The 23,128-nt window shown below is 70.0% G+C and carries 23 protein-coding genes; 13 read left to right on the top strand and 10 right to left on the bottom strand.

All coding sequences use genetic code 11. From position 1 onward, the window contains the following. Positions 1-49: 49 nt before the first annotated feature. Genes BIU91_RS03105 through BIU91_RS03095 form a run of 3 tightly spaced genes read right to left on the bottom strand, consistent with a single transcriptional unit; the run spans position 50 to position 4,109 of the window. Positions 50-2,194 carry a dipeptide ABC transporter ATP-binding protein gene (locus tag BIU91_RS03105; protein ID WP_071404171.1) on the bottom strand — a complete coding sequence of 715 codons (2,145 nt, stop codon included), beginning with the start codon at positions 2,192-2,194 and terminating at the stop codon, positions 50-52. Further along, positions 2,187-3,125: an ABC transporter permease gene (locus tag BIU91_RS03100; RefSeq protein WP_071404170.1), complete on the bottom strand. Its 939-nt coding sequence runs from the start codon at positions 3,123-3,125 to the stop codon at positions 2,187-2,189. The genes BIU91_RS03105 and BIU91_RS03100 overlap by 8 nt, the downstream gene beginning before the upstream one ends. A gap of 3 nt (positions 3,126-3,128) precedes the next feature. Continuing rightward, positions 3,129-4,109, bottom strand: coding sequence for an ABC transporter permease (locus BIU91_RS03095; RefSeq protein ID WP_027464558.1), 981 nt, complete (start codon positions 4,107-4,109; stop codon positions 3,129-3,131). Between the two features lie 255 nt (positions 4,110-4,364). Between BIU91_RS03095 and BIU91_RS03090 the strand changes: the two genes are divergently transcribed. Beyond that, on the top strand, positions 4,365-6,083 hold the full coding sequence (locus tag BIU91_RS03090; RefSeq protein ID WP_071404169.1) for an ABC transporter family substrate-binding protein: 1,719 nt from the start codon (positions 4,365-4,367) through the stop codon (positions 6,081-6,083). A gap of 116 nt (positions 6,084-6,199) precedes the next feature. Here the strand turns inward: BIU91_RS03090 and BIU91_RS03085 are convergent, their stop codons facing one another. The 3 genes from BIU91_RS03085 to BIU91_RS03075 all read right to left on the bottom strand — a co-directional run bounded on the left by BIU91_RS03085 (position 6,200) and on the right by BIU91_RS03075 (position 8,250). Further along, positions 6,200-6,751, bottom strand: a complete 552-nt coding sequence (locus BIU91_RS03085; protein ID WP_071404168.1) for a PH domain-containing protein — start codon at positions 6,749-6,751, stop codon at positions 6,200-6,202. A gap of 193 nt (positions 6,752-6,944) precedes the next feature. Beyond that, positions 6,945-7,424 carry a peroxiredoxin gene (locus BIU91_RS03080; RefSeq protein WP_071404167.1) on the bottom strand — a complete coding sequence of 160 codons (480 nt, stop codon included), beginning with the start codon at positions 7,422-7,424 and terminating at the stop codon, positions 6,945-6,947. A gap of 76 nt (positions 7,425-7,500) precedes the next feature. Continuing rightward, on the bottom strand, positions 7,501-8,250 hold the full coding sequence (locus tag BIU91_RS03075) for a CPBP family intramembrane glutamic endopeptidase (protein WP_071404166.1): 750 nt from the start codon (positions 8,248-8,250) through the stop codon (positions 7,501-7,503). Positions 8,251-8,371: 121 nt separating this feature from the next. Here BIU91_RS03075 and typA point away from each other — a divergent pair, with 121 nt between their 5' ends. From typA to BIU91_RS03040, 7 genes are all read left to right on the top strand, one after another. Next, positions 8,372-10,294, top strand: coding sequence for a translational GTPase TypA (gene typA, locus BIU91_RS03070; protein WP_027464562.1), 1,923 nt, complete (start codon positions 8,372-8,374; stop codon positions 10,292-10,294). A 100-nt stretch (positions 10,295-10,394) separates the two neighbouring features. Next, positions 10,395-11,588, top strand: a complete 1,194-nt coding sequence (locus BIU91_RS03065) for an amidohydrolase (protein ID WP_071404185.1) — start codon at positions 10,395-10,397, stop codon at positions 11,586-11,588. Positions 11,589-11,705: 117 nt separating this feature from the next. Further along, the gene (locus BIU91_RS03060) at positions 11,706-12,254 is read left to right on the top strand and encodes a hypothetical protein (protein ID WP_071404165.1); all 549 of its coding nucleotides are present in this window, start codon (positions 11,706-11,708) and stop codon (positions 12,252-12,254) included. Positions 12,255-12,273: 19 nt separating this feature from the next. Next, positions 12,274-13,458, top strand: coding sequence for a PIG-L family deacetylase (locus BIU91_RS03055; RefSeq protein WP_071404164.1), 1,185 nt, complete (start codon positions 12,274-12,276; stop codon positions 13,456-13,458). A 35-nt stretch (positions 13,459-13,493) separates the two neighbouring features. Next, entirely contained in the window at positions 13,494-13,811 is a 318-nt protein-coding gene (fdxA, locus tag BIU91_RS03050) for a ferredoxin (RefSeq protein ID WP_017887060.1), read from the top strand. An 11-nt stretch (positions 13,812-13,822) separates the two neighbouring features. Further along, entirely contained in the window at positions 13,823-14,941 is a 1,119-nt protein-coding gene (gene dapC, locus BIU91_RS03045; RefSeq protein WP_071404163.1) for a succinyldiaminopimelate transaminase, read from the top strand. 164 nt (positions 14,942-15,105) lie between these two features. Continuing rightward, entirely contained in the window at positions 15,106-16,404 is a 1,299-nt protein-coding gene (locus BIU91_RS03040; protein ID WP_084740477.1) for a citrate synthase, read from the top strand. Positions 16,405-16,527: 123 nt separating this feature from the next. On the opposite strand, the gene BIU91_RS18760 is transcribed toward BIU91_RS03040, so the two are convergent. The 3 genes from BIU91_RS18760 to dapD form a co-directional block, all read right to left on the bottom strand. Next, the gene (locus BIU91_RS18760; protein WP_163343370.1) at positions 16,528-16,704 is read right to left on the bottom strand and encodes a hypothetical protein; all 177 of its coding nucleotides are present in this window, start codon (positions 16,702-16,704) and stop codon (positions 16,528-16,530) included. Positions 16,705-16,729: 25 nt separating this feature from the next. After that, a complete protein-coding gene (locus BIU91_RS03035; protein WP_071404162.1) occupies positions 16,730-17,284 on the bottom strand; it encodes a hypothetical protein in 555 nt (184 codons plus the stop codon). A gap of 109 nt (positions 17,285-17,393) precedes the next feature. Next, positions 17,394-18,359, bottom strand: coding sequence for a 2,3,4,5-tetrahydropyridine-2,6-dicarboxylate N-succinyltransferase (gene dapD, locus BIU91_RS03030; RefSeq protein ID WP_071404161.1), 966 nt, complete (start codon positions 18,357-18,359; stop codon positions 17,394-17,396). Positions 18,360-18,511: 152 nt separating this feature from the next. Between dapD and dapE the strand changes: the two genes are divergently transcribed. The 4 genes from dapE to BIU91_RS03010 all read left to right on the top strand — a co-directional run bounded on the left by dapE (position 18,512) and on the right by BIU91_RS03010 (position 21,984). Continuing rightward, positions 18,512-19,594 carry a succinyl-diaminopimelate desuccinylase gene (gene dapE / locus BIU91_RS03025; RefSeq protein WP_071404160.1) on the top strand — a complete coding sequence of 361 codons (1,083 nt, stop codon included), beginning with the start codon at positions 18,512-18,514 and terminating at the stop codon, positions 19,592-19,594. Continuing rightward, complete coding sequence (locus BIU91_RS03020) at positions 19,579-20,823, top strand: hypothetical protein (RefSeq protein WP_071404159.1); 1,245 nt, start codon at positions 19,579-19,581, stop codon at positions 20,821-20,823. The genes dapE and BIU91_RS03020 overlap by 16 nt, the downstream gene beginning before the upstream one ends. Before the next feature lie 147 nt (positions 20,824-20,970). Continuing rightward, on the top strand, positions 20,971-21,141 hold the full coding sequence (locus BIU91_RS03015; protein ID WP_017887054.1) for a DUF3117 domain-containing protein: 171 nt from the start codon (positions 20,971-20,973) through the stop codon (positions 21,139-21,141). 114 nt (positions 21,142-21,255) lie between these two features. Further along, positions 21,256-21,984: an AAA family ATPase gene (locus BIU91_RS03010; RefSeq protein ID WP_071404158.1), complete on the top strand. Its 729-nt coding sequence runs from the start codon at positions 21,256-21,258 to the stop codon at positions 21,982-21,984. A gap of 27 nt (positions 21,985-22,011) precedes the next feature. On the opposite strand, the gene BIU91_RS03005 is transcribed toward BIU91_RS03010, so the two are convergent. Next, positions 22,012-22,644 (bottom strand): class I SAM-dependent methyltransferase, encoded by a 633-nt coding sequence (locus BIU91_RS03005; RefSeq protein WP_017887052.1) that lies wholly within the window; start codon positions 22,642-22,644, stop codon positions 22,012-22,014. Positions 22,645-22,708: 64 nt separating this feature from the next. Between BIU91_RS03005 and BIU91_RS03000 the strand changes: the two genes are divergently transcribed. Then, positions 22,709-23,077, top strand: coding sequence for a twin-arginine translocase TatA/TatE family subunit (locus BIU91_RS03000; protein ID WP_027464570.1), 369 nt, complete (start codon positions 22,709-22,711; stop codon positions 23,075-23,077). Positions 23,078-23,128: the final 51 nt, after the last annotated feature.

The raw sequence follows: 23,128 nt of genomic DNA, 5'->3' as shown, positions 1-23,128 counted from the left end.
CGGGCCTCCCGTCCGTCCGTTGGTCACGCCCACGGCGTGACCGGCGTCGTCAGACGACCGCGCCGACCCGCTCGGTGAGCAGGTGCTCCTGGTCGGTCTGGATGCAGGCGACACCGCGGCCGTGCACGGGCTCGAGACCCGGGTCGATCGTGCGGCACTGCTCCTGCCGGCCCTCGTCGAGGAGCTGGTAGAGCGGGCAGCGCGTGCGGAACCGGCAGCCGTCGATGCGCTCCGTGGGGGAGGGCAGGTCGCCGTCGAGCAGGATGCGCCCGCGGGCGGCCTCGGCCATGGGGTCCGGCACCGGCACGGCCGACAGCAGGGCCCGGGTGTACGGGTGCTGCGGGTCCGAGAAGACCGCGTCGCCGTCGCCGTACTCGACGATGCGGCCGAGGTACATGACCGCGACGTCGTCGGCGATGTGCCGGACGACGGACAGGTCGTGCGCCACGAACAGGTAGGACAGCCCGAGGCGGTGCTTGAGGTCCTCGAGCAGGTTGATCACACCGGCCTGCACCGAGACGTCGAGCGCGGAGACCGGCTCGTCGAGCACCAGGATCTTCGGCTCGACGATGAGCGCACGGGCGATGCCGATGCGCTGCCGCTGGCCGCCGGAGAACTCGTGCGGGTACCGGTCGATGTAGCTCGGCTCGAGCCCGACCAGCTCGAGCACCTCGCGCACCCGCCGGCGGATCTCGTCCTTCGCGACGCCGTGCACGGTGAGGGGTTCACCGATCACCGAGCCGATGTCGAGGCGCGGGTCGATCGACGCCATCGGGTCCTGGAACACGACCTGGATGTCGCGGCGCAGGGCCAGACGGTCCTTCTTGGACAGCGAGGCGGTGTCGACGCCGTTCACCCGGATGGTGCCGTGCTGGGCACCGGCGAGCTCGAGGATCTCCATGATGGTGGTCGTCTTGCCGCAGCCGGACTCGCCGACCAGACCGAGCACCTGGCCGCGCTTGAGCGTCAGGGAGATGCCGTCCACCGCGTGCACCTCGCCGATCTGCCGGCGGAAGAGCGCGCCCTTGGTGAGCGGGAACGTCTTGACGACGTCCTGCAGCTCGAGCACGACCTCGTCGCCGTGGTCGACCGCTGCCTCGGGGACGTCCTCGGGGCGGGGGAAGATCTCCGAGCGCTCGAGGGTGCCCGCGGCGATCTCGTCGCGACGGATGCACGCGGCGGTGTGGTCGTCGAGCAGGGTGCCGTTGCCGATCGTCTGGACGGCGCCGGTCAGGACCGGGTTGTCGGCGCTCTGCGGCACCGACGGTGCGACGAGGGCGGGTTCGCCGTCGCGGCAGGCGTCGATGACGGCGGGGCAGCGGTCGGCGAACGGGCAGCCGGTCGGCTTCTGCGTGAGCAGGGGCGGGCGGCCGTCGAGCGGGACGAGCCGCTCGGTGCGGGCGGACGTCATGTTCGGCATCGAGCGGAGCAGCCCGATCGTGTACGGCATCACCGGTTCACGGAACAGGGGGAGCACCGGCGCCGTCTCGACGATCCGGCCGGCGTACATCACGGCGACGCGGTCGGCGTTGCCGGCGACGACGCCGAGGTCGTGCGTGATGAGCACGACGGCCGCACCGGTCATGTCCTTGGCGGTCTGCAGCACGTCGAGGATCTGCGCCTGGATCGTCACGTCGAGCGCCGTGGTGGGCTCGTCCGCGATGATCAGCTTCGGGTCGTTCGCGATGGCGATGGCGATCATCGCGCGCTGGCGCATGCCGCCGGAGAACTCGTGCGGGAACGCGTCGAGTCGTCGCGCCGGGTTCGGGATGCCGACGATGCGCAGGAGTTCCTCGGCGCGGGTGCGTGCGGCGTGCTGGGTGAGGGAGCGGTCGTGCAGGCGCAGGCCCTCGATGATCTGCTGGCCGATCGTGTACACCGGCGTCAATGCGGACAGCGGGTCCTGGAACACCATCGCGATGTCCCGGCCGCGCAGCGCCGACATCTCGCGATCGTTCCTGCCGACGAGCTCCTGCCCGTCGAACCGGATGCTGCCCTGCACCTGGGCGGAGGACGGCAGCAGGCCCATCACGGCCATCGAGGACACCGACTTGCCGGAACCCGACTCGCCCACGATGCCGAGGAACTCACCGGGGGCCACCGAGTAGTCGACACCCCGGACCGCGTAGACGGGCTTGGTCTTCGGGTTGAACGTGACCGACAGGTCGGACACGGTGAGCAGCGGCTCAGTCACGGTTGGCTCCGGAGGTGGGGTCGATGGCGTCGCGCAGGGCGTCGCCGAGCAGGCTGGTCGAGAGCACGGTCGCGACGAGTGTCGCGGCGGGCAGGACGAACAGCCACGGGCGGGTGACGGCGGACTGGCTGCCGGCGGCGAGCAGGGTGCCGAGCGACACGTCGGGGATCTGGATGCCGAAGCCGAAGAAGCTCAGCGAGCTCTCCGCCAGGATCGCGGCTCCGACGCCGAGTGTGGCGTCGATGATGAGCAGCGACGCGACGTTCGGCAGGATGTGCCGCCGGATGATCGTGAACGCCGGGACGCCCATGAACCGGGCGGCCTTGACGTAGTCGCGCTCGCGCAGGGACATCGTCTGCCCGCGGATCACCCGGGCCATCACCATCCAGCTGAACACCGCGAGGCCGACGATGAGGGCCACCCACGTCAGGTTCTTGAACACCGGGCTGAGCAGCACGAGCGCGTAGAACGACGGGATCACGAGCAGCAGGTCGATGACCCACACGAGCAGCCGGTCGGTGAGGCCGCCGAAGTACCCGGCGATCGCGCCGACGATGCCGGCGATCAGGGTCGCTGCCGGTCCGGCGATCAGGCCGATGAGCAGCGACTTCTGCAGGCCGACCAGGGTCTGCGCGTAGATGTCCTGGCCGATGTCGTTCGTGCCGAACCAGTGCGCAGCGCTCGGCGGCATGCCGAACGCCAGCCCGTCGGAGTCGACGGCGTTCCAGTGGTACAGGTACGGGCCGAGGAACGCCCAGAGGATGATGAGCAGCAGGGCGCTGCCACCGATGCGTGCGCGCCAGGTGCCGAACACCTTGCGCCAGAGCGGGGTGCGGCCGCCCTTCACCTCGATGACGTGCGCCGGCGTCCCGGCGTTGCCGTCGCCGGGGTCACCGGCGGTGGTCGTGGTCGTGGGGTCGAGAACAGACACGGGTCACACCCTCACTCGCGGGTCGAGCGCGGCGTACAGCAGGTCCGCGAGGGTCCCTGCGATGAGCACGAGGATCGCCGTGAAGAGGATCGTGCCCGACGCCGCGTTGATGTCGTTGTTGCTGATGCTCTGGACGAAGTACTCGCCCATGCCGTGCCAGCTGAAGACCAGCTCGGTGATGCTCGCACCGGTCAGGATGAGTCCGAACGAGTACGCGAAGAAGGTCGACATCGGGATGAGGGCGACCCGCACACCGTGGCGCATGATCGCCGACCCGCGGGTGCGGCCCTTCGAGCGTGCGGTCCGGATGAAGTCGTTCGACAGCACGTCGAGCATCGCCGAGCGCTGGTAGCGCGAGTACGTGGCGACGGCGCCGATGGTCAGCGAGATCGTCGGCAACAACAGGTGTCCGAGCCGGTCGCCGAGCACCGGGAAGAACCCGGTCACCCCCGGCGTGTACTCGCCGGTGAACCGGATCACCTGCGTCCCGACGCCCTGGTTGAGCGTGGTCGCGAGGATCATCAGCACGACCGCGATGACGAAGGTCGGGGTGGCGAGCACCGCGAACGACAGGTACGTCGACACCTGGTCGGAGGTGCGGTACTGCCGGACCGCGTTCCAGACGCCGAGCAGCACCCCGAGGATCGCGCCGAGCAGCGTGCCGATCACGAGCAGCCGCAGGCTGGTGCCGGAGCGGGCGATGATGTCGGCCGTCACCTCGGTGCCGCGGGTGCTCATGCCGAGCGAGCCGTGCGTCACCAGACCGACCCACCAGTCCCAGGTGCGGACGAGGAGCGGAGTGTCCGGATCGGCGCCGAGCTTGCGGAGCGACGCCTGGATGGTGCCCGGCGGCACGGCCGGGTTGCGCCCCAGGAACCGGGCGGCCGGGTTCAGCGTCGTGCTGGCGAGGATGTACCCGAGCGTGGTCGCCACGATCGTCAGGACGATGTAGTTGACGATCCGCTTTGCGATGAAGGCGAGCATGTGGTTCGTGACCTCTGGGTGCGGCCGTCCGACCGGACGGCGTTGTCGGTGGCGACAGGCTAGCCGTTCGAGCGACTGGGTGGGACAACGGAAGTGACGCTATGCAACATTCGTTACGAGCGTGTTTCGATTCATCGCACAGACCCTTGTGCCGCCTTCGGATGTGGCTAGGGTTCTCAACCAACAGGCGCGACGGCGGGGGCCGCCGCGGTCCGGCGCGATCTGCGCGAACCACAACGAAAGGGAATCCTCGCCATGCGAAAGAGGATCAAGGGCATCGCCGTCCTGGCCACCGCTGCGGCAGCTGCCGTCGTGCTGGCCGGCTGCTCCGGCGGCGGAGAAGCGGGCGGCGACAAGTCCGCGGTCGCCGAGTCGTCGCTGAAGTCGACCGGCTGGACCGTCGCGGACCGCGCGGACGTCAAGGACGGCGGGTCGATCACCCTGCCGATCGACACCGCTCCGGCGAACTGGCAGCTGCTCAACCTGGACTCGGGGACCGTCGACGACACGACGATCTCGCAGACCTACCTGCCGAGCTTCATCCAGTTCAAGGAGAACGGCGAGTGGGAGGCGAACAAGGACTACGCGACCTCGGTCGAGCTGACCAAGGACTCGCCCCAGACCGTCGAGATCAAGATCAACCCGAAGGCCGTGTGGTCGGACGGCACCCCGATCAGTGCGAAAGACGTCATCGCGAACTGGAAGGCGCTGAACGGCTCCGACAAGGCCTTCGCGCCGCTGTCCACCAACGTGTGGGAGGACGTGGACTCGGTCAAGCAGGGCTCCGACGAGCGTGACGTCATCATGACGTTCTCGAAGACCAACGCCGACTGGGCGAGCGTCCTCACCGCGATCTACCCGTACTGGGCCGTCGACACCCCGGACCACTTCAACAAGGCCTGGGCCAAGGCGCCGTACGCCGCCGACGGCAAGACCTACGTCTCCGGTGGCCCGTACATCCTGAAGTCCTTCGACGCCAACGGTGGCGTCGTGACCTTCGAGAAGAACCCGAAGTGGTGGGGCGACGAGGGCAAGCTCGACACGATCGTCTTCAAGACGGTCTCCCGCGACGGTGTCGCCCAGGCGTACGGCAACAAGGAGCTCGACGCCTTCAACCTGAACGGCAGCGCCGACAACCTCAAGACGGCGAACTCGCGCTCCGACTCGAAGATCGAGCGGTCGCTCGGCACCACGCAGCGCCAGATCACGCTGAACGGCACCTCGGACGTCTTCAAGGACCAGGACGTGCGCCAGGCGTTCGCGCAGGCCATCAACCGCAAGGTGCTCGCCCAGGCGATCCTGTCGCCGGTGAAGAGCCCGGGTGACGTGCTCAACAACCTGACGTACCTGCCCGGTCAGGAGGGCTACCAGGACGACGTGTCGAGCGTCTACGGCTACAGCACCGACAAGGCGAAGTCGAAGCTCGAGGACGCCGGTTGGAAGATCGGCTCGGACGGCTACGCGACGAAGGGCGGCAAGGAACTCGACGTCCGCTTCGTGATCCCGTCGGACAACCCGAACTCGGCGAACGTCGCGCAGCTCGTGCAGCAGCAGACCAAGCTCGCCGGCTTCAAGGTGACCATCGACACCGTGCCCTCCGACGACTTCTTCACGAAGTACATCACCACGACGACCCGTGACTTCGACGCCACGTACTTCGCGTGGCAGGGCACGCCGTTCCCGATCTCGTCGCTGAAGTCGATCTACTACCCCGCCGACGCCGGCCAGAACTACACCGGCGTGACGGACGACTCGCTCGGCGCCGCGTGGGACAAGGCGAACGGCGAGCTCGACCCGGATGCCCGCATCAAGGACGCGCAGGCCATCGACAAGAAGATCGTCGCGGTCGCCGGCACCATCCCGCTGTTCGCCGAGCCGTACGCCTGGGGTGTGCGCAAGGACCTGGTGAACTACGGTCCGGCGCAGTTCCAGCAGTCCTCGGTCAAGTGGCAGGACGTCGGCTACACGAAGTAGTCGCGACCGCGTTCACGAACGACACCCCCGACGTCGCACGACGTCGGGGGTGTCGTTCTGCGTCGGGGCAATGTCCGGGCGGCACGGCCGCGAGGACCGCGACGACTGCGCGACCGCTAGAACCGTGCCGCCGTCAGCGACGCCGCGACCCCGAGGACGACCATCGCCAGGATCGTCCAGCCGTGGGTGCGGTGCGTGATCGGCGCAGCCGTCACGGTCGACGGGGGCGGGCCGTCCTGCTCGGCCGGGGCGGGCACGTGGGCCAGCATCCGCGCGGCCGCAGCGTCGACGTCCAGGCGATCCGGGCCTCCCGGCTGGTCACCGGTGTGCGCGGCGAGACGCGCCGTCGGGCGGGTCGCGATCCAGACGCGGCGGACGCCCTCGCTGGTGACCACCTCGATGCCGTACTTCGTGCGCACCTCGCTGATGCGGGACCAGGTGTAGGTGCTGGTCCGCCGGACGTCCACGATGCGCAGGTGCTCCGGCGTCAGCTCGATCCGAGGACGCCAGAGCGCAGCCCAGGCGACGAACGCGACGGCGATGCTCGGGATCGGCACGAGCCAGGGGGCGCCGCCGCCGAGCAGCGCCAGTGGGACGAGCACGACGGCCACGACCCAGAGGACGACGGCGAGGGCGCGCAGGCCGGGGGCGACGATGGTGGTGGGCACCGGACGAGGGTACGAGATGCCTCCCCGGAGACGCCCGGGGAGCGGGTGTGACACACCGGCGCGTATCTCCGGACGACCCGATTCCCCGGGGAGGCAGATCCTGGACGGACCCTCGTGCCGTCAATGGTCGTCGCCCCCAGTTGGGGTGTCAATACCCCACCGCGACGCATTCAGGGGAATCCCACGCCGAGGGCTACGAAACGAGCAGTTCGATCTGTTCGCGGATCGTCTCGGCCTTCGGGAACCGCAGACCGACCAGGCCGACGTGCCGCCACCGGACCACGCCGTCGGGGCCGATCACGAAGACCGACCGACGCAGGCCGATGCCCGGTGCCTGCACCCCGTAGGCGCGGATCACCGAGCCCGCGGTGTCGCTGAGCAGCGGGAACGCGAGCGAGGAGCCGCGGGCGAACCCCTCGTGCGAGTCGAGTGCCTGCGGGCTGATGCCCCACACGGTCGCGCCGAGGTCGGTGAACTCGTCGAGTTCGGCCTGGTAGCTGCAGAGCTGGGCCGTGCAGACCGCCGTCGCGTCGCCCGGGTAGAAGGCCAGCACCACGGTACGGCCGATCTCGGCGGACAGGTCGTACTCGTCGTCGGAGCGGACGCCGCCGCGCACGACCATCCCCGGCAGGGTGAACGACGGGGCGGACTCGCCGATCGCGGGGATGCTCATGCGTCTCAAGGTAGGGCGGCCCGGCGGTGGTTGCCCCTCGGCGCGCTGTGCGGGGGCTGTGGATGCGCTCCGCGGCCTACGAGAACAACTGCGGGAACGCGTGCGCCACCCAGGGGTACCCGACGAAGACCACCGCGTCGAGCAGGGCGTGCGTGATGACGAGCGGCAGGAGCCGGCCCCACCTCGTGTAGATCCAGCCGAACACGATGCCCATCACCGCGTTGCCGATGAACGCCCCGAACCCCTGGTACAGGTGGTAGCTGCCGCGCAGCAGAGCGGTCGACAGGATCATCTGCCAGCGGCCCCACCCGAGGTCGCCGAGTCGGGCGTAGAGGTACCCGATCACGATCACCTCTTCCTGCAGGCCCGAGCGGATCGCGGACAGCAGCAGGACCGGGACCGTCCACCAGTACGAGTTCAGCGCGGCGGGGTCGACCGCGACCGTGATGCCGAGCGCCCGCCCCGCGAAGTACAGCGCGAGCCCGGGGATCCCGATGCACAGGGCGATGAGCGCCGGGCCGCCCAGGTCCGGCTTCGCCCGGAACCGGTCGATCCCGAGCCGGCCCAGGTGCGGTCGCGACGTGCTCCACAGGAGGTAGCAGACGAGCGCCACCGGGGCCAGGTCCACCGCGATGCCGAGGAGCTGCCGGGCGAGGTCGACGTACTGCACCGTCGTCGACGAGGTGTTCAGCGCCGTCGACTGCTCGCCGAGCGGGGTCGTCTGCGACAGGTCGTCGATGATCTGCAGGATCGAGTAGAGGGCGCTGGCGCCGAGCGAGAGCAGCAGGACGATGGTGATCTCGACCCACGTTCGCCGACGGCTCATGCGCTGTACTCCTGTCGCTTGCGAACTACCGGTAGACTGGCGTGTCGGGCGTTCTGCCCACGGGTGCGGTGCTGTGAAAACACTGGCCCGACACTCTCCCAGAAATTGAAGGATGTCCTGTATGGCGCTCGCCACCCGGTCCGACCTGCGCAACGTCGCCATCGTGGCACACGTCGACCACGGCAAGACCACCCTCGTCGACGCGATGCTCACGCAGACCAACTCGTTCGACGCCCACTTCGAGGGCGAAGACCGCATGATGGACTCGAACGACCTCGAGCGCGAGAAGGGCATCACGATCCTCGCGAAGAACACGTCGGTGCTCTACAACGGCAAGCACGCGACCGAGTTCGGCGCGGACGGCCCCATCACCATCAACGTGATCGACACGCCCGGTCACGCCGACTTCGGTGGTGAGGTCGAGCGCGGCCTCTCCATGGTCGACGGTGTCGTGCTGCTCGTCGACGCCTCCGAAGGTCCCCTGCCCCAGACCCGCTTCGTGCTGCGCAAGGCGCTCGCCGCGAAGCTCCCGGTGATCCTGCTCGTCAACAAGACGGACCGGCCCGACTCCCGCATCGACGAGGTCGTCTCCGAGTCCCAGGACCTGCTCCTCGGCCTCGCCTCCGACCTGTCGGACGAGGTCGACGACCTCGACCTCGACGCGATCCTCGACGTCCCGGTGGTCTACGCCTCGGGTCGCAACGGCGCCGCGTCGCGCAACAAGCCGAACGACGGCGAGCTGCCCGACAACGACGACCTCGAGCCGCTGTTCGAAGCGATCCTCCAGCACGTCCCGGCCCCGAAGTACGACGACGAGCACCCGCTGCAGGCGCACGTCACGAACCTCGACGCCTCCCCGTTCCTCGGTCGCCTGGCGCTCCTGCGCATCTTCCACGGCACCATGAAGAAGGGCCAGACGGTCGCGTGGGTCAAGCACGACGGCACCGTCGTCAACGCCCGCATCACCGAGCTCCTCATCACGAAGGCGCTCGACCGCTACCCGGCCGAGTCGGCGGGCCCCGGTGACATCGTCGCCGTCGCCGGCTTCGACACGATCACCATCGGCGAGACCCTGACCGACCCCGAGGACGTCCGCCCGCTGCCGACCATCACGGTCGACGACCCGGCGATCTCGATGACGATCGGCACGAACACCAGCCCGCTCGTCGGCAAGGTCAAGGGCCACAAGCTGACCGCCCGCATGGTCAAGGAGCGCCTCGACCGCGAGCTCGTCGGCAACGTCTCGCTCAAGGTCCTCGACATCGGCCGCCCCGACGCGTGGGAGGTCCAGGGTCGTGGTGAGCTCGCACTCGCCATCCTGGTCGAGCAGATGCGTCGCGAGGGCTTCGAGCTCACCGTCGGCAAGCCGCAGGTGGTCACGAAGCGTGACGAGAACGGCAAGCTGCAGGAGCCGTACGAGCACATGACGATCGACACGCCGGAGGAGTACCTCGGCGCGATCACGCAGCTCATGGCCGCTCGCAAGGGCCGCATGGAGAACATGACGAACCACGGCACCGGCTGGGTGCGCATGGAGTTCATCGTCCCGTCGCGCGGCCTGATCGGCTTCCGCACGTCGTTCCTCACGGAGACCCGCGGCACCGGCATCGCCAACGCGATCTTCCACGGCTACGACGAGTGGGCCGGCGCGATCCAGACCCGCATCAACGGCTCGATCGTCTCCGACCGCTCCGGTGTGGTGACGCCGTTCGCCATCACGAACCTCCAGGAGCGGATGTCGTTCTTCGTCAACCCGACCGAAGAGGTCTACGAGGGCATGGTCATCGGCGAGAACTCGCGCGCCGACGACATGGACGTGAACATCACCAAGGAGAAGAAGCTCACCAACATGCGGTCGGCCAACGCCGACACGTTCGAGTCGATGACGCCGTCGCGTCAGCTCTCGTTGGAGGAGTGCCTCGAGTTCGCCCGTGAGGACGAGTGCGTCGAGGTCACCCCCGCCGCCGTGCGCATCCGCAAGGTGGAGCTGGACGCGTCGGCTCGCCAGCGCTCCTACGCGCGTCTCAAGCGCCAGGACGCGTAAGCACCAGCACGAGCAACACGCGCGGAGGCCCGTCCTCCGTCCGACGGCCCGGTCACCTGCAACAGGTGGCCGGGCCGTTCGCGGTTGTACCGTGGTCAGCGTGACTCTCGACCTGCTCTCGATCTACCAGGACCTGCACGCCCACCCGGAGCTCGGCTTCCAGGAGCACCGCACCGCCGGTGTCATCACTGCGAAGCTCGCCGAGATCGGTGGGATCGAGGTGACGACGGGCGTCGGCGGCACCGGCGTCGTCGGTGTCCTGTCGAACGGCGAGGGCCCCGTGGTCTGGCTCCGCGCCGACATGGACGGCCTGCCCGTGCAGGAACGCACCGGCCTGTCCTACGCCAGCGAGCACGTCGGCACCGACGACGAGGGCCGCGAGGTCCCGACCATGCACGCCTGCGGCCACGACATCCACGTCACGTGGCTGCTCGGCACGCTGGAGCGCCTGGCCGCCACCACGGGGGACTGGCGCGGCACGGTCGTCGCCGTCTTCCAGCCTGCTGAAGAGGTCATCTCCGGCGCCCGCGCGATGGTCGAGGACGGCCTGGTCGAGCGGTTCCCGAAGCCGGACGTCGTGCTCGGGCAGCACTCCGCGCCCGCACCGGTCGGCATCGTCGCGGTCGGCACCGGCCCCGTGATGGCGTCGAGCGACCGGCTGACGGTGACCTTCAACGGTCGTGGGGCGCACGGTTCGGCACCGCAGGCCTCGCTCGACCCGGTCGTCACCGCGGCCTCGGCCGTCGTGCGGCTGCAGACCGTCGTCGCCCGCGAGGTCTCGCCGAGCGACGCAGGGGTCGTCACCGTCGGCAGCTTCCACGCCGGCACGCGGGCGAACATCATCCCCGACGAGGCCGTGATCGAGATCTCGACCCGGGCCCGCAACGAGGAGACCCGCCAGCGCATCATCGCCTCGATCGAGCGCATCGTCCGTGCCGAGAGCACGGCCGGTGGCCTGTCCGAGCCGACGATCGTGCGTGCACCTGGCGCCGAGGTCACCGTGAACGACGCCGAGGCCGCCGCCACCGTGCTCGACGCGATCCGCGCCGAGGTGCCGGGAGCCCGCGACCTGGAGATCGGGCTCGCCATGGCGTCGGAGGACGTCGGCCAGCTCGCCACCGCCGCCGGAGCGCCGCTCGTGTACTGGTTCACGGGCATCACCGACCCGGAGCGCTTCCGCCGCGGCGAGGAGATCCCGAGCAACCACTCGCCGTTCTACGCGCCGCAGGCCGAGACCGCGATCCCGGTCGGTGTCGACGCCCTGGTCGCGGCGACGCGCGCCTACGTCGCCTGACACGTTCTTCGGGAAGGAGGCCCGGGGCGGCCCCGCCGCGCACGTGACCGCCCCGGGGACGGCACGTTCACAGCCAACTCGCGCCGGGCCTCCCGGCTCGTCCGTTACGGTCGCGCCATGCGTTCCCTCCGTACCCCGCTGATCGCCGCCGTCGCTGCCGGCATCGCCCTGGCCGGACTCACCGGCTGCTCGACCCAGGCCGTGCAGCAGGCCACCGACCTCGGGTCCTCCGTCGCGTCGAACGTCGCCGACGGGGTCGCGGGCATCGACGGCAAGGCGATCCAGGACGGCATGTCCTCGGTCGCCGGTGGCATCGACGGCGCGCTCGACACGGCGCTCAAGGGTGCCGATGTGACCTCCGACGGCAAGGTGCCGGACGGGTTCCCGTCGGCCGACGTCCCGCTCGTCGACGGCACCGTGCTCGGTGGGGGAGCCGGACCGAACGGCTCGGGGTGGGTCGCGCAGGTCCGGGCGGCCTCCGTCGACGACTTCCAGGCCGCTGTCCAGCAGCTCACCGACGCCGGGTACACCGAGTCGGCCAAGCGTGCGGACTCGTCGAGCGCGTTCGGCATGTTCCGGAGCGACGCCTACCGCGTCGTCCTGACCTTCTCGGAGACCAAGGACAGCGGCGGCGTCACGGCGACCTACATCGTCACGCCCCGCTAGTCCCGTACCCTTGGGGACGATGTCGAAGGCCCCTGCCACGCGCCCCGAGCGCGTCCTGATCGTGCACGCCCACCCCGACGACGAGACGCTCTCGTCGGGCGGGACCATCGCGACCCTGCTCGAGCGCGGCGCCGAGGTGACCGTGCTCACCGCGACCCGGGGCGAGCGCGGTGAGATGCTCACGGAGCAGTTGGCCCCGCTGGCCGGGGACCCCGCGCGGGTGGCACGGCACCGGGAGACCGAGATCGCTGCGGCCCTCGCCGCCCTCGGTGGTCCGCAGCACCTGTGGCTCGGCGGGCGCGGTGCCCGGCCGACCGACCTGCCGGAGCGTCGCTACGTCGACTCCGGCATGCAGTGGGGCCCGGACGGGCGGGCCACCGCCGCGGACGACGCCCCGGCCGACTCGCTGACGGCGGCGGACCTGGGCGAGGTCGTCGACGACGTCCGCGCCGCGATCCGCTCCACCGGTGCCGACGCCGTGATCAGCTACGCCGACGACGGCGGCTACGGGCACCCCGACCACGTGCGGATGCACCACGCGGCGCAGTACGCGGCCCGTGCCGAAGAAGTCCCGTTCTCGATGATCGTCGACCCCGCCAGCGGCCAGGCCGACGTCACGGTCGACGTCCTGCCGGTCCGGGCCAAGGTGCGGGCGGCGGTCGAGCAGTACCGCTCCCAGGTCGCCGTCGACCCCGTGGACCCCGCCGACCCGAGCGCTCTGTCGTGGGTGATGCCGCACGGCGTCCGGCAGCACGCCCCGGCGGTCGAGGCGTTCCGGCACGACGCGGCCCTGCAGCCGGCGGCCCCGCAGACCTACGCCGAGATGTCCGGCCAGGGCAAGGCCGCGGCGGTCGTCGTCTCGCTGCTGCTCGGACTGCTCGCGGGCGGCCTCGGGACGGTCACGCACCAGCAGACGCTCGGCGCGTTCCCGGTCGGACTCGTCGTCACCACCCTCATCGTGCTCGGCCTGACCGTGGGCGTGCGGCTCGTCTACCGCTCGCGGGCGATGGTCGCCGCGATCGGCATCGGGATCCTCGTCGCGACGCAGGTGCTCGTGTCGGTCGGCGGGGAGAGCTCGCCGCTCGTCCTCGCCAACGCGGCCGGGTACGTGTGGACGTTCGCCCCCGCGGTCATCGCCGCCCTGGTCCTCGCGTGGCCGGACCTGTCGGGGCTGCGGTCCCGGACGGCCCCGGGCCGCGAGTAGACTCGAACCCGCTCGTCGAAGGGAGCACCCGAACCGTGACCTACGTGATCGCCCAGCCCTGTGTCGACGTCAAGGACCGCGCCTGCATCGACGAATGCCCGGTCGACTGCATCTACGAGGGTGACCGCTCGCTCTACATCCACCCCGACGAGTGCGTCGACTGTGGTGCGTGTGAGCCGGTCTGCCCCGTCGAGGCCATCTACTACGAGGACGACCTGCCCGACCAGTGGGCCGACTACTACAAGGCCAACGTCGAGTTCTTCGACGAGGTCGGCTCGCCCGGCGGCGCTGCGAAGGTCGGCGTGATCCACAAGGACCACCCCGTCGTCGCGGCCGAGCCCGTCCGCGGCTGACCGGACCCGTCGTGGCGCTCGACCTCCCCGACTTCCCCTGGGACCAGCTCGTCCCGTTCAAGCAGCGCGCCGCGGCGTACGAGGGCGGCATCGTCGACCTCAGCGTCGGATCGCCCGTCGACCCCACGCCCGAGGTCGTCCGCACCGCCCTGGCCACCGCGACCGACGCGCACGCCTACCCGCAGGTCGCCGGCACCCCGGCGCTGCGACAGGCCATCGCCGACTGGTACGGCCGTCGGCACGGCGTCGCCCTGACCGAGGCGAACGCGCTGCCGACGATCGGCTCGAAGGAGTTCATCGCGGGCCTCGCGCTCTGGCTCGGCATCGGCCCCGGTGACACCGTGGTGTTCCCTGCCGCCGCGTACCCGACGTACGAGCTCGGCGCCGCACTGGTCCGCGCCGATGCCCTGGCCTCGGACGACCCGGCGGCGTGGCCGTCCAGCACGAAGCTCGTGTGGTTGAACTCCCCGGGCAACCCGGACGGTCGCGTGCTGACCATCGACGAGCTCCGTGCCGCCGTGGTGCGCGCCCGCGAGCTCGGAGCCGTCATCGTCGGCGACGAGTGCTACGCCGAGCTCGGGTGGGACCCGGAGTACGCCACCACCCCGACGCCCACGATCCTGGACCCCCGGGTGGTCGGTGACTCGCTCGACGGCGTGCTCAGCGTGTACTCGTTGTCGAAGCAGTCGAACCTCGCCGGCTACCGTGCGGCCTTCGTCGCCGGTGACGCCGCGATCCTGGCCGACGTCCTGGCCGTCCGGAAGCACGCGGGGCTCATGCCGCCGCTGCCCGTGCAGCAGGCCATGGTCGTCGCGCTCCAGGACGAGACCCACGTGCAGCAGCAGAAGGCCCGCTACCGAGCGCGCCGGAACATGCTCCGGCGAGCACTCGAGGATGCCGGGTTCCGGATCGACCACAGCGAGGCCGGGCTCTACCTCTGGGCCACCCGCGGTGAACCCGCACTCGACACCGTGGCCTGGCTCGCCGACCGCGGGATCCTCGTCGCACCGGGCACGTTCTACGGCGCAGCAGGGGGCGAGCACGTCCGCGTGGCCCTGACAGCGACCGACGAGCGCATCGCCGCAGCGTCGCAGCGACTGGCGAGCAGCCGTCGCCTCGGCACCGCGTAGCACGGACACGAGTCGTTCCGGTGGTGCCCGCAATCCGTGGGAACCACCAAATCGTCACCTGGGATGTGTGCACGACCGACAGGTGCCGCGATTAGGCTGTCCTCGTGACTGACACTGCCAATGACGCTCAGAAGACGGCCACACCGCCCACCACGCCCGTCCCCGTGAGTCCCGCCGCCGAACGGCAGGGCGCGACCGCGACGCTGACGTTCCCGGGTGGCACGGCGGAGTTCCCGATCCTGCAGAGCGTCGACGGCGCGTCCGCGATCGACATCTCGACCTTCAAGAAGCAGACCGGGATGAACACGCTCGACTACGGGTTCGTGAACACCGGTGCGACGAAGAGCGCGATCACCTACATCGACGGCGACCAGGGGATCCTGCGCTACCGCGGGTACCCGATCGACCAGATCGCCGGCAACTGCACCTTCCTCGAGGTCGCGTGGCTCCTGATCTACGGCGAGCTGCCGACCCCCGCCGAGCTCGAGCAGTTCGACGCCCGCATCCGTCGGCACACCCTGCTGCACGAAGACCTCCGCCGCCTGTTCGACGCCCTGCCGCACTCGGCGCACCCGATGTCCGTGCTCTCGAGCGCCGTCAGCGCCCTGTCCACGTACTACGAGGACGACATGGACGTGGACGACCCCGAGAAGGTCGAGCTGCAGACCGTCCGGCTCCTCGCCAAGCTCCCGGTGATCGCGGCCTACGCTCACAAGAAGGCCATCGGGCAGGCGTTCCTGTACCCGGACAACTCGCTGTCGTTCGTCGACAACTTCCTGCGGCTGAACTTCGGCACCATGGCCGAGACCTACAAGCCCAACCCGGTGCTCTCGAAGGCGCTCGAGCGGCTCCTCATCCTGCACGAGGACCACGAGCAGAACGCCTCGACCTCGACGGTGCGCATGGTCGGCTCGACGAAGGCGAACATGTTCGCCTCGATCTCGGCCGGCATCAACGCCCTGTACGGCCCGCTGCACGGCGGTGCGAACGAGGCCGTGCTCGAGATGCTCCAGCAGATCAAGGACTCGGGCGAGCCCGTCACGCGCTTCGTCGAGCGGGTGAAGAACAAGGAGCAGGGCGTCAAGCTCATGGGCTTCGGACACCGCGTCTACAAGAACTACGACCCTCGCGCGAAGCTCGTCAAGGAGTCCGCGCACGAGGTCCTCGAGTCCCTCGGTGTGCAGGACGACCTGCTCGACATCGCGATGGAACTCGAGCAGATCGCACTCGAGGACGAGTACTTCGTCAGCCGCAAGCTCTACCCGAACGTCGACTTCTACACCGGCATCATCTACAAGGCGATGGGCTTCCCGCCGCGGATGTTCACCGTCCTGTTCGCGATCGGTCGTCTGCCGGGCTGGATCGCCCAGTGGCGCGAGCTGAACAACGACCCGCTCAACAAGATCGGTCGCCCGCAGCAGCTCTACGTGGGCGCGCCCGAGCGCGACGTCCCCGCGCGCTAGCGCGTTTGGTGAGCAGCAATGGTCGGGTCCTGCGAGAGGACCCGACCATTGCTGCTCACAAAGTGACGGAAAGGAGGCCCGGTGCCGGTCTCGCGGACCGGCACCGGGCCTCCAGGCATCGTTTCAGGGCCGCTTCCGGTGATGCCGGATCGCGGTCCCGGTGATCAGGATCGCGGCGAAGAGCGCGACCGTCCCCAGAGCGTTGCTCGTCCACAGTCCTGCCGTCGCTGGAGACGTCGTGACGACGACGGCGAACGCCACCAGGCAGATGCTGACGGCGGTCGCGACGAGTACCTGCATCAGCTGACTCCGACCGGTCGTGGCCTCACACACATCGGGGATTCCGTGAGCCGTTGAAGGGGTAGACGCGGAGGGACTTCGATCCGCATCGGATCCCGTTGGTGGTCACTGCCCACGTCGCGGCGGCGATGATCGCTCCGGCCACCACGCAGAACGTCCCGGCGCTGATGGCGCAGACACCTGCGCCCAGCGCCCAGCCAGCACCGCTGATGATCGCGGACTGATCAGTCGCGTTGAAGGAGACGTAGGTTCCGTACTTGTCGCTGCCCGCGCCGAGACGAGCTCGAGGATCGCCCTGCACGATGTCGAACGAGAAGCCGTCTCCGAGCTCGATGGTGGTCGTGCGCGCGCCGTCACGCCCGATCCGCTCGTCGATGACGTACCCGCTGGCGCGGGCTTCAGCGACGGCGACGTCCAGTTGCTCCGGCGTGACGTCCGTCTGCGGTTGTGTTGTTGAATGACCGGCCGCGCTGCTGGGCGCGGAGCGGTCGACTGCTTGCGCGGACGGTGCGACGAGCACGCTGGACGCGATGATCGTGACGGTCGCCGCGAGCGTGATGCCGGTGGTGCGAAGTGACATGTTCTCCCCTTGGCTCGTAGCGCCGCGACAGTGCGACGCTGGCCTCACCGTACCGAGGTGAAACGTGACGTGCAAGAGAAGAAATATCAGGCGGCAGAGCCTTCGGGCGCTACGCGTGCAGCGCGGTGTTCAGCTGGATGCCCTCGCCCTTGCGCTGCAGTGCCTCGACGGCGCCGCTGATGCTGTTGCGGCGGAACAGGATGTTCGGGGTGCCGGAGAGCTCCGCGGCCTTGACGGTCTTCGGGGTGCCGTCGGGGTTCGGTGCCGCGCCGACCAGCACCACCTTCGTGCCGGCCGTGACGTAGAGACCGGCCTCGATGACGGAGTCGTCACCGAGCGAGATGCCGAGGCCCGCGTTCGCGCCGAGCAGCGCGCGCTCGCCGAGCGAGACACGGTGCGTGCCGCCGCCGGAGAGCGTGCCCATGATCGAGGCGCCGCCGCCGATGTCGGTACCGTTGCCGACGACGACGCCCTGCGAGACGCGGCCCTCGATCATGGCGTCACCGAGGGTGCCGGCGTTGAAGTTCACGAAGCCCTCGTGCATGACGGTGGTGCCCGGCGCCAGGTGTGCGCCGAGGCGGACGCGGTTGGCGTCGCCGATGCGGACGCGGTCCGGCACGACGTAGTCGAGCAGGCGCGGGAACTTGTCGATGGCGTGCACGGCGATGCCGGCGCGCTGCAGGGACGGGCGCAGGCGCGTCAGGGAATCGGGGTGCACCGGGCCGGCGTTCGTCCACGCGACGATCGGCAGGTGGCCGAAGACGCCGTCGAGGGAGACCTCGTTCGGGCGGACGTGCAGGTGGCTCAGCAGGTGCAGGCGGAGGTACGCGTCCGGGGTGTTCGTCGGAGCGGCGTCGATCGTGATCTCGGTGGTGACGGCCTCGATCCGGACCTCGCGGCGGGGGTCGTCACCGACGTGCGCCTGCAGCTCGGCGGGGAACACGGCGCCGGCGGGCAGCGCCCCGAGGTGCGTCTCCGGGTACCAGGTGTCGAGCGTCGTGCCGTCGGCGGCGATCGTCGCGAGGCCGTGGCCCCAGGCGTGGGTCGGGCGGTCGGTGGCAGTCGTGTCGGTCACGGCTCCAGGGTACCGAGCGGCCGTCGGCGGGCACCGTCCGGCCGGACGGCCTGGGCGGTGGGGTCGCCCACCGTCCCGACTGCCGGGGCGGTTGGGTTCCCGACCGTCCGGACTGCCGGGGCGGTGCGAGGGGCGGCCGGTAGGCTGCCCGCATGCCGGAGCACCTCGACCTCACCGCCTCGTCCATCGACATCACCCGTGCCATCTGCGACATCGAGTCGGTGTCCGGGAACGAGCAGGCCCTCGCCGACGCGATCGAGGCCGTGCTCGCACCGCTGCCGCACCTCGAGGTGATCCGCGACGGCGACGCGATCGTGGCGCGGACGAACCTGGGCCGTGACCGCCGGGTCGTCATCGCCGGTCACATCGACACGGTGCCGCTCAACGACAACCTGCCGACCGAGTTCCGGACCACCGAGGACGGCACCGAGATCCTCTGGGGCCGCGGCACCGTCGACATGAAGGCCGGCTGCGCGGTGCAGCTCAAGCTGGCGTACGACCTGGTCGACCCCTCGGTCGACGTCACGTGGGTCTGGTACGACCACGAAGAGGTCAGTGATGCCCTGAACGGCCTCGGCCGCCTGGCCCGGACGCGACCCGAACTGCTCACCGCCGACTTCGCGATCCTGGGCGAGCCGTCCGGGGCGCAGATCGAGGGCGGGTGCAACGGCAACCTCCGCGCCGAGATCCGCACGTTCGGCAAGCGTTCGCACAGCGCCCGGAGCTGGATCGGCGACAACGCCATCCACAAGACCGCCCCGATCCTGGCCACCCTCGCCGCGTACGAGCCGCGGACCGTGACGGTCGACGGGCTCGAGTACCGCGAGGGCCTGAACGCGGTCGGCATCAGCGGCGGCATCGCGGGCAACATCATCCCCGACGAGGCGATGGTGCACGTGAACTACCGGTTCGCACCCTCGCGCTCGGCCGACGAAGCCGTCGCCCACATCCGCGAGCTGTTCGACGGGTACGAGGTCACGATCGTCGACCTCGCCGCCGGTGCCCGCCCCGGACTCGACGCCCCGCTCGCGCAGGACTTCGTCGCGGCCGTCGGTGGACCGGAGCCCCGTCCGAAGTACGGCTGGACCGACGTCGCACGCTTCTCGGCGCTCGGGGTCCCCGCGGTCAACTACGGCCCCGGCGAGCCGGTCTTCGCCCACCACGACGACGAGCAGGTCCCGGTCGCGCAGATCACCGCGGTCGAGGCCGGGCTGCGTCGGTGGCTGACGGCCTGACGACGGCGGGGGCCACCCGGAGGACCCCTGCTCGGAACCGCTGGCGGGCCCGGTACCGGGTCGTCCCCTGGTGGGTGCGCATCACGGTCGTCTACGTGCTGGCGCGGCTCGTCACGGGCGCCATGATGCTCGCGTTCGCCCGCTTGCAGGCGGCGAACTCGTTCACCGTGCAGAGCCCGGGCTACCTGTCGTTCGCGTCGGTCTGGGACGGCGCCTGGTACCGCGTGATCGCCACGGGCGGGTACCCGTCGACGCTGCCCGTCGACGCCGCCGGGCACGTGACCGAGAACGCGTGGGCGTTCATGCCCGCGTACCCGTTCCTGGTGCGCGCGCTCACGCTGCTCACCGGAGCGTCGTTCGAGTTCGTCGCGGTCTCGGTGTCGTTGCTCGCCGGACTCGGGGCCGCGCTGGTGTTCCGCCGACTCATGGGCCGGTTCCTCGACCCCGCACGGGCGACGTTCGCCACGGTGCTGTTCTGTGTCGCACCGGTGTCGGCGATGTTCCAGGTGGCCTACGCGGAGTCGATGGGCCTGTTCCTGCTGCTCGTCGCGCTGCTGCTCATGGTGGATCGACGGTGGTGGGCGATGCTGCCCGTCGTGCTCCTGCTCGGCATGACCCGACCGACGGGGCTCGCCTTCGCGTTCCTGGTGGTGCTCTTCGTGGCCGCCTGGGCGATCCGCCCGGCGTGGGTGCGCTCGTCGGAACCGCTGACCCTCCGCCGGCTCGTCCCACCCGCGGTGGTCGCCACGGTGTCGGGCCTGGTCGGTCTGGCGTGGCCGGCGATCGCGTGGGCGGTCACCGGGGCGCCGAAGGCCTACACGGACACCGAGCTCGCCTGGCGGTCGTCGTACATCGGGTGGAAGGAACTCGTGCCGTTCGCGCCGTGGGTGCAGGGGTTCGGGTGGTGGTTCGGGCAGCCGGCCGGCGCGGTGCTGCTCGTCGTCGTGCTCATCGGGTTCGCCGCGTTCGTGTGCATGCCGGCCGCACGCCGGATCGGCATCGAGCTCCGACTCTGGGGCGTGGCGTACCTGGTGTACCTGCTCGCGGTGTTCTTCCCGCAGTCGAGCACCTGGCGCATCCTCGTGCCGATCGCACCGCTGCTCGGCATCGTGGCGCTGCCGCGGTCGCGGGTGTACCGCGTGGCCGTCGTCGTCGCGTTCGTCGGGCTGCAGTGGGTCTGGCTGTACTACACGTGGTGGATCGACGGCTACGACTGGACCCCGCCGTGATCGACGCGGGGCGCCGGAGGCCCGTGGAACCGCGTTCTGCGGAGCATCCGGACGGCGCATCCGACACCCCCAACCTGGGCGGTTTCGCAGTTGCCCCCTCCATACGGGATAATGGGGCTGCATTTACTGCACGAAAGGGGACATCTGATGGCAGCCATGAAGCCGAGGACCGGTGACGGGCCGATGGAGGCTGTTAAGGAGGGTCGACTCATCATCGTGCGGGTTCCGCTCGAAGGTGGAGGCCGCCTGGTCGTCTCGGTCAACGATGCCGAGGCCAAGGAACTCCACGACGCACTCGCTGAGGTCGTCTCGGCCTAGTACGTCGAAGCACCAGAACGGAAGGCCCGGAGCGTGTACGCTCCGGGCTTTCCGTCTGCCCGCCGGTAGCGGGCGTCCACACGCGGTGTCGGTCGGCTCCGGCAGGATGGGGCCGTGCCGAGGACCCACCTGCCCATCCGACGCGTCGAGGAGTACCGCGACCCGGACCCGATGCCGCGCGACGAGTGGCCGGCCACGCTCCCGCCGATCCGGCAGCTGCTCGACGAGGGCCTCGACCTGGACCCGGTGACGGTGTTCGTCGGGGACAACGGTGTCGGCAAGTCGACCCTGATCGAGGCCATCGCGCTCGCGTTCGGGATGTCCCCGGAAGGCGGCTCGACCGGGGCACACCACTCGACCCGTCCGTCCGAGTCGGACCTGTGGCAGCACATCGCCCTGCGACGTGACTTCGGTGCGCCCCGCGGTGGTTTCTTCCTGCGTGCTGAGACGATGCACGGCTTCTTCACCTACCTCGAGGAGCACCCGAACCGCAGTCGCCCCGAGCCGGTGTTCCACGAGCGCAGCCACGGCGAGGCATTCCTGGACTTCGTCATCGACCGGGCGCGTTGGCCCGGCCTCTGGATCCTCGACGAGCCGGAGTCCGCCCTGTCGTTCTCGGGCTGCCTCACCCTGATCGCACTGTTGCGCTCGATCGTCGAGAGCGGCGTCGGCCAGGTCGTGCTCTCGACCCACTCACCCGTGCTCGCCGCGTTCCCGGGCGCGACGATCCACGAGGTCGGCGAGTGGGGCCTGCGGCGCACCGAGTGGCGCGACCTCGACCTGGTGCGGAACGAGCGTGCGTTCCTCGAGTCGCCCGAGCGGTACCTGCGGCACCTCGACTGACCTGCGCGAGCGCCGACGGGTCGAGCGCTAGTTGGTGACCTTCGTCAACTGCAGCAGCCCGTCACCGGCCGGCGACAGCGCGCTGCGCACCGCACCCGAGGTCGACACCTCGGTCAGGAGCAGCCGGAAGTCCGTGGTGGCGCGGTCGCGCTTCACCGGGTCGGCCACGCGTCCGCGCCAGAGGGCGTGCGGCACCAGGACGGTGCCACCCAGGCGGGCGAGCCGCAGCCCGTGCTCGACGTACTCGATGACGTGCTCGGGGTCGGCGTCGACGAGCACGACGTCGTACGAGGCCTCGTTCATGCGGGGGAGCACCTGGTTCGCTCGACCGGGGATGAGCCGGATCCGTGCGGGGGCGGTGCCGGCGCTGATGTAGGCGTCGCGGGCGAACTGCTGGTGGTCGACCTCGACGTCGATCGTGGTCAGGGTCGCGTTCGGGGCGCCGGCGAGCAGGTACAGGCCGGAGACCCCGAGGCCGGTGCCGATCTCGATGATGCTCGTGGCTCGCGAGGCTGCGGCGATGACCCCGATCTGCGCACCGATCGCGGGCGAGATCGCTTCGACCCCGAGTTCCAGGGAGTGCTCACGAGCACGGGCGATCGCCTCGGTCTCCGAGACGATGTCCTCGGCGAACTTCCAGTTCGACTCTTTCTCTGACACGCACACTCCGTTCGGGAGACAACTCTAGAGGTGCAACGCAGCAGCACGCGTTAGGCTCGCTCGCGTGGACATCCCGCTCGACAAGATCCTGATCATCGGGGTCATCGGCGTCCTCTTGCTCGGGCCGCAGCGCCTGCCGATGTACGCCCAGAAGCTGGCCGAGTTCGTCAAGGCCGTCCGTCGGTTCGCCGACACCGCGAAGGAGCGGATGCGCGACGAGATGGGCCCCGAGTTCGACGACATCGAGTGGCAGAAGCTCGACCCGCGCCAGTACGACCCGCGCCGCATCATCCGTGACGCCCTCCTCGACTCCGGCACGAGTGCCGCAGCCGTCCAGACCGCGCAGGTCACGGCCTCGAAGGTGCGCGCGACGGCTCCCGTCGTGCCCCTGGCCGCCGGTGAACCGGCACCCTTCGACGCCGAGGCGACCTGACGCCCGTCACGTCCCCATCTGACGGACTGGAGGCCCGGTGCCAGCTGGCAC

This window comes from Curtobacterium sp. MMLR14_002, assembly GCF_001864975.1.
Classification (GTDB): domain Bacteria; phylum Actinomycetota; class Actinomycetes; order Actinomycetales; family Microbacteriaceae; genus Curtobacterium; species Curtobacterium flaccumfaciens.
This window is presented reverse-complemented; position numbering and strand designations above follow the sequence as displayed.

Excerpts from the sequence above, each read along its gene's own strand:
- BIU91_RS03095 (WP_027464558.1), bottom strand. The coding sequence starts at position 4,109 with ATGCTCGCCTTCATCGCAAAGCGGATCGTCAACTACATCGTCCTGACG.
- BIU91_RS03055 (WP_071404164.1), top strand. The coding sequence starts at position 12,274 with ATGTCGAAGGCCCCTGCCACGCGCCCCGAGCGCGTCCTGATCGTGCAC.
- BIU91_RS03015 (WP_017887054.1), top strand. The coding sequence starts at position 20,971 with ATGGCAGCCATGAAGCCGAGGACCGGTGACGGGCCGATGGAGGCTGTT.
- BIU91_RS03035 (WP_071404162.1), bottom strand. The coding sequence starts at position 17,284 with ATGTCACTTCGCACCACCGGCATCACGCTCGCGGCGACCGTCACGATC.
- BIU91_RS03080 (WP_071404167.1), bottom strand. The coding sequence starts at position 7,424 with ATGAGCATCCCCGCGATCGGCGAGTCCGCCCCGTCGTTCACCCTGCCG.
- BIU91_RS03075 (WP_071404166.1), bottom strand. The coding sequence starts at position 8,250 with ATGAGCCGTCGGCGAACGTGGGTCGAGATCACCATCGTCCTGCTGCTC.
- typA (WP_027464562.1), top strand. The coding sequence starts at position 8,372 with ATGGCGCTCGCCACCCGGTCCGACCTGCGCAACGTCGCCATCGTGGCA.
- dapE (WP_071404160.1), top strand. The coding sequence starts at position 18,512 with ATGCCGGAGCACCTCGACCTCACCGCCTCGTCCATCGACATCACCCGT.
- BIU91_RS03090 (WP_071404169.1), top strand. The coding sequence starts at position 4,365 with ATGCGAAAGAGGATCAAGGGCATCGCCGTCCTGGCCACCGCTGCGGCA.
- BIU91_RS03060 (WP_071404165.1), top strand. The coding sequence starts at position 11,706 with ATGCGTTCCCTCCGTACCCCGCTGATCGCCGCCGTCGCTGCCGGCATC.
- BIU91_RS18760 (WP_163343370.1), bottom strand. The coding sequence starts at position 16,704 with ATGCAGGTACTCGTCGCGACCGCCGTCAGCATCTGCCTGGTGGCGTTC.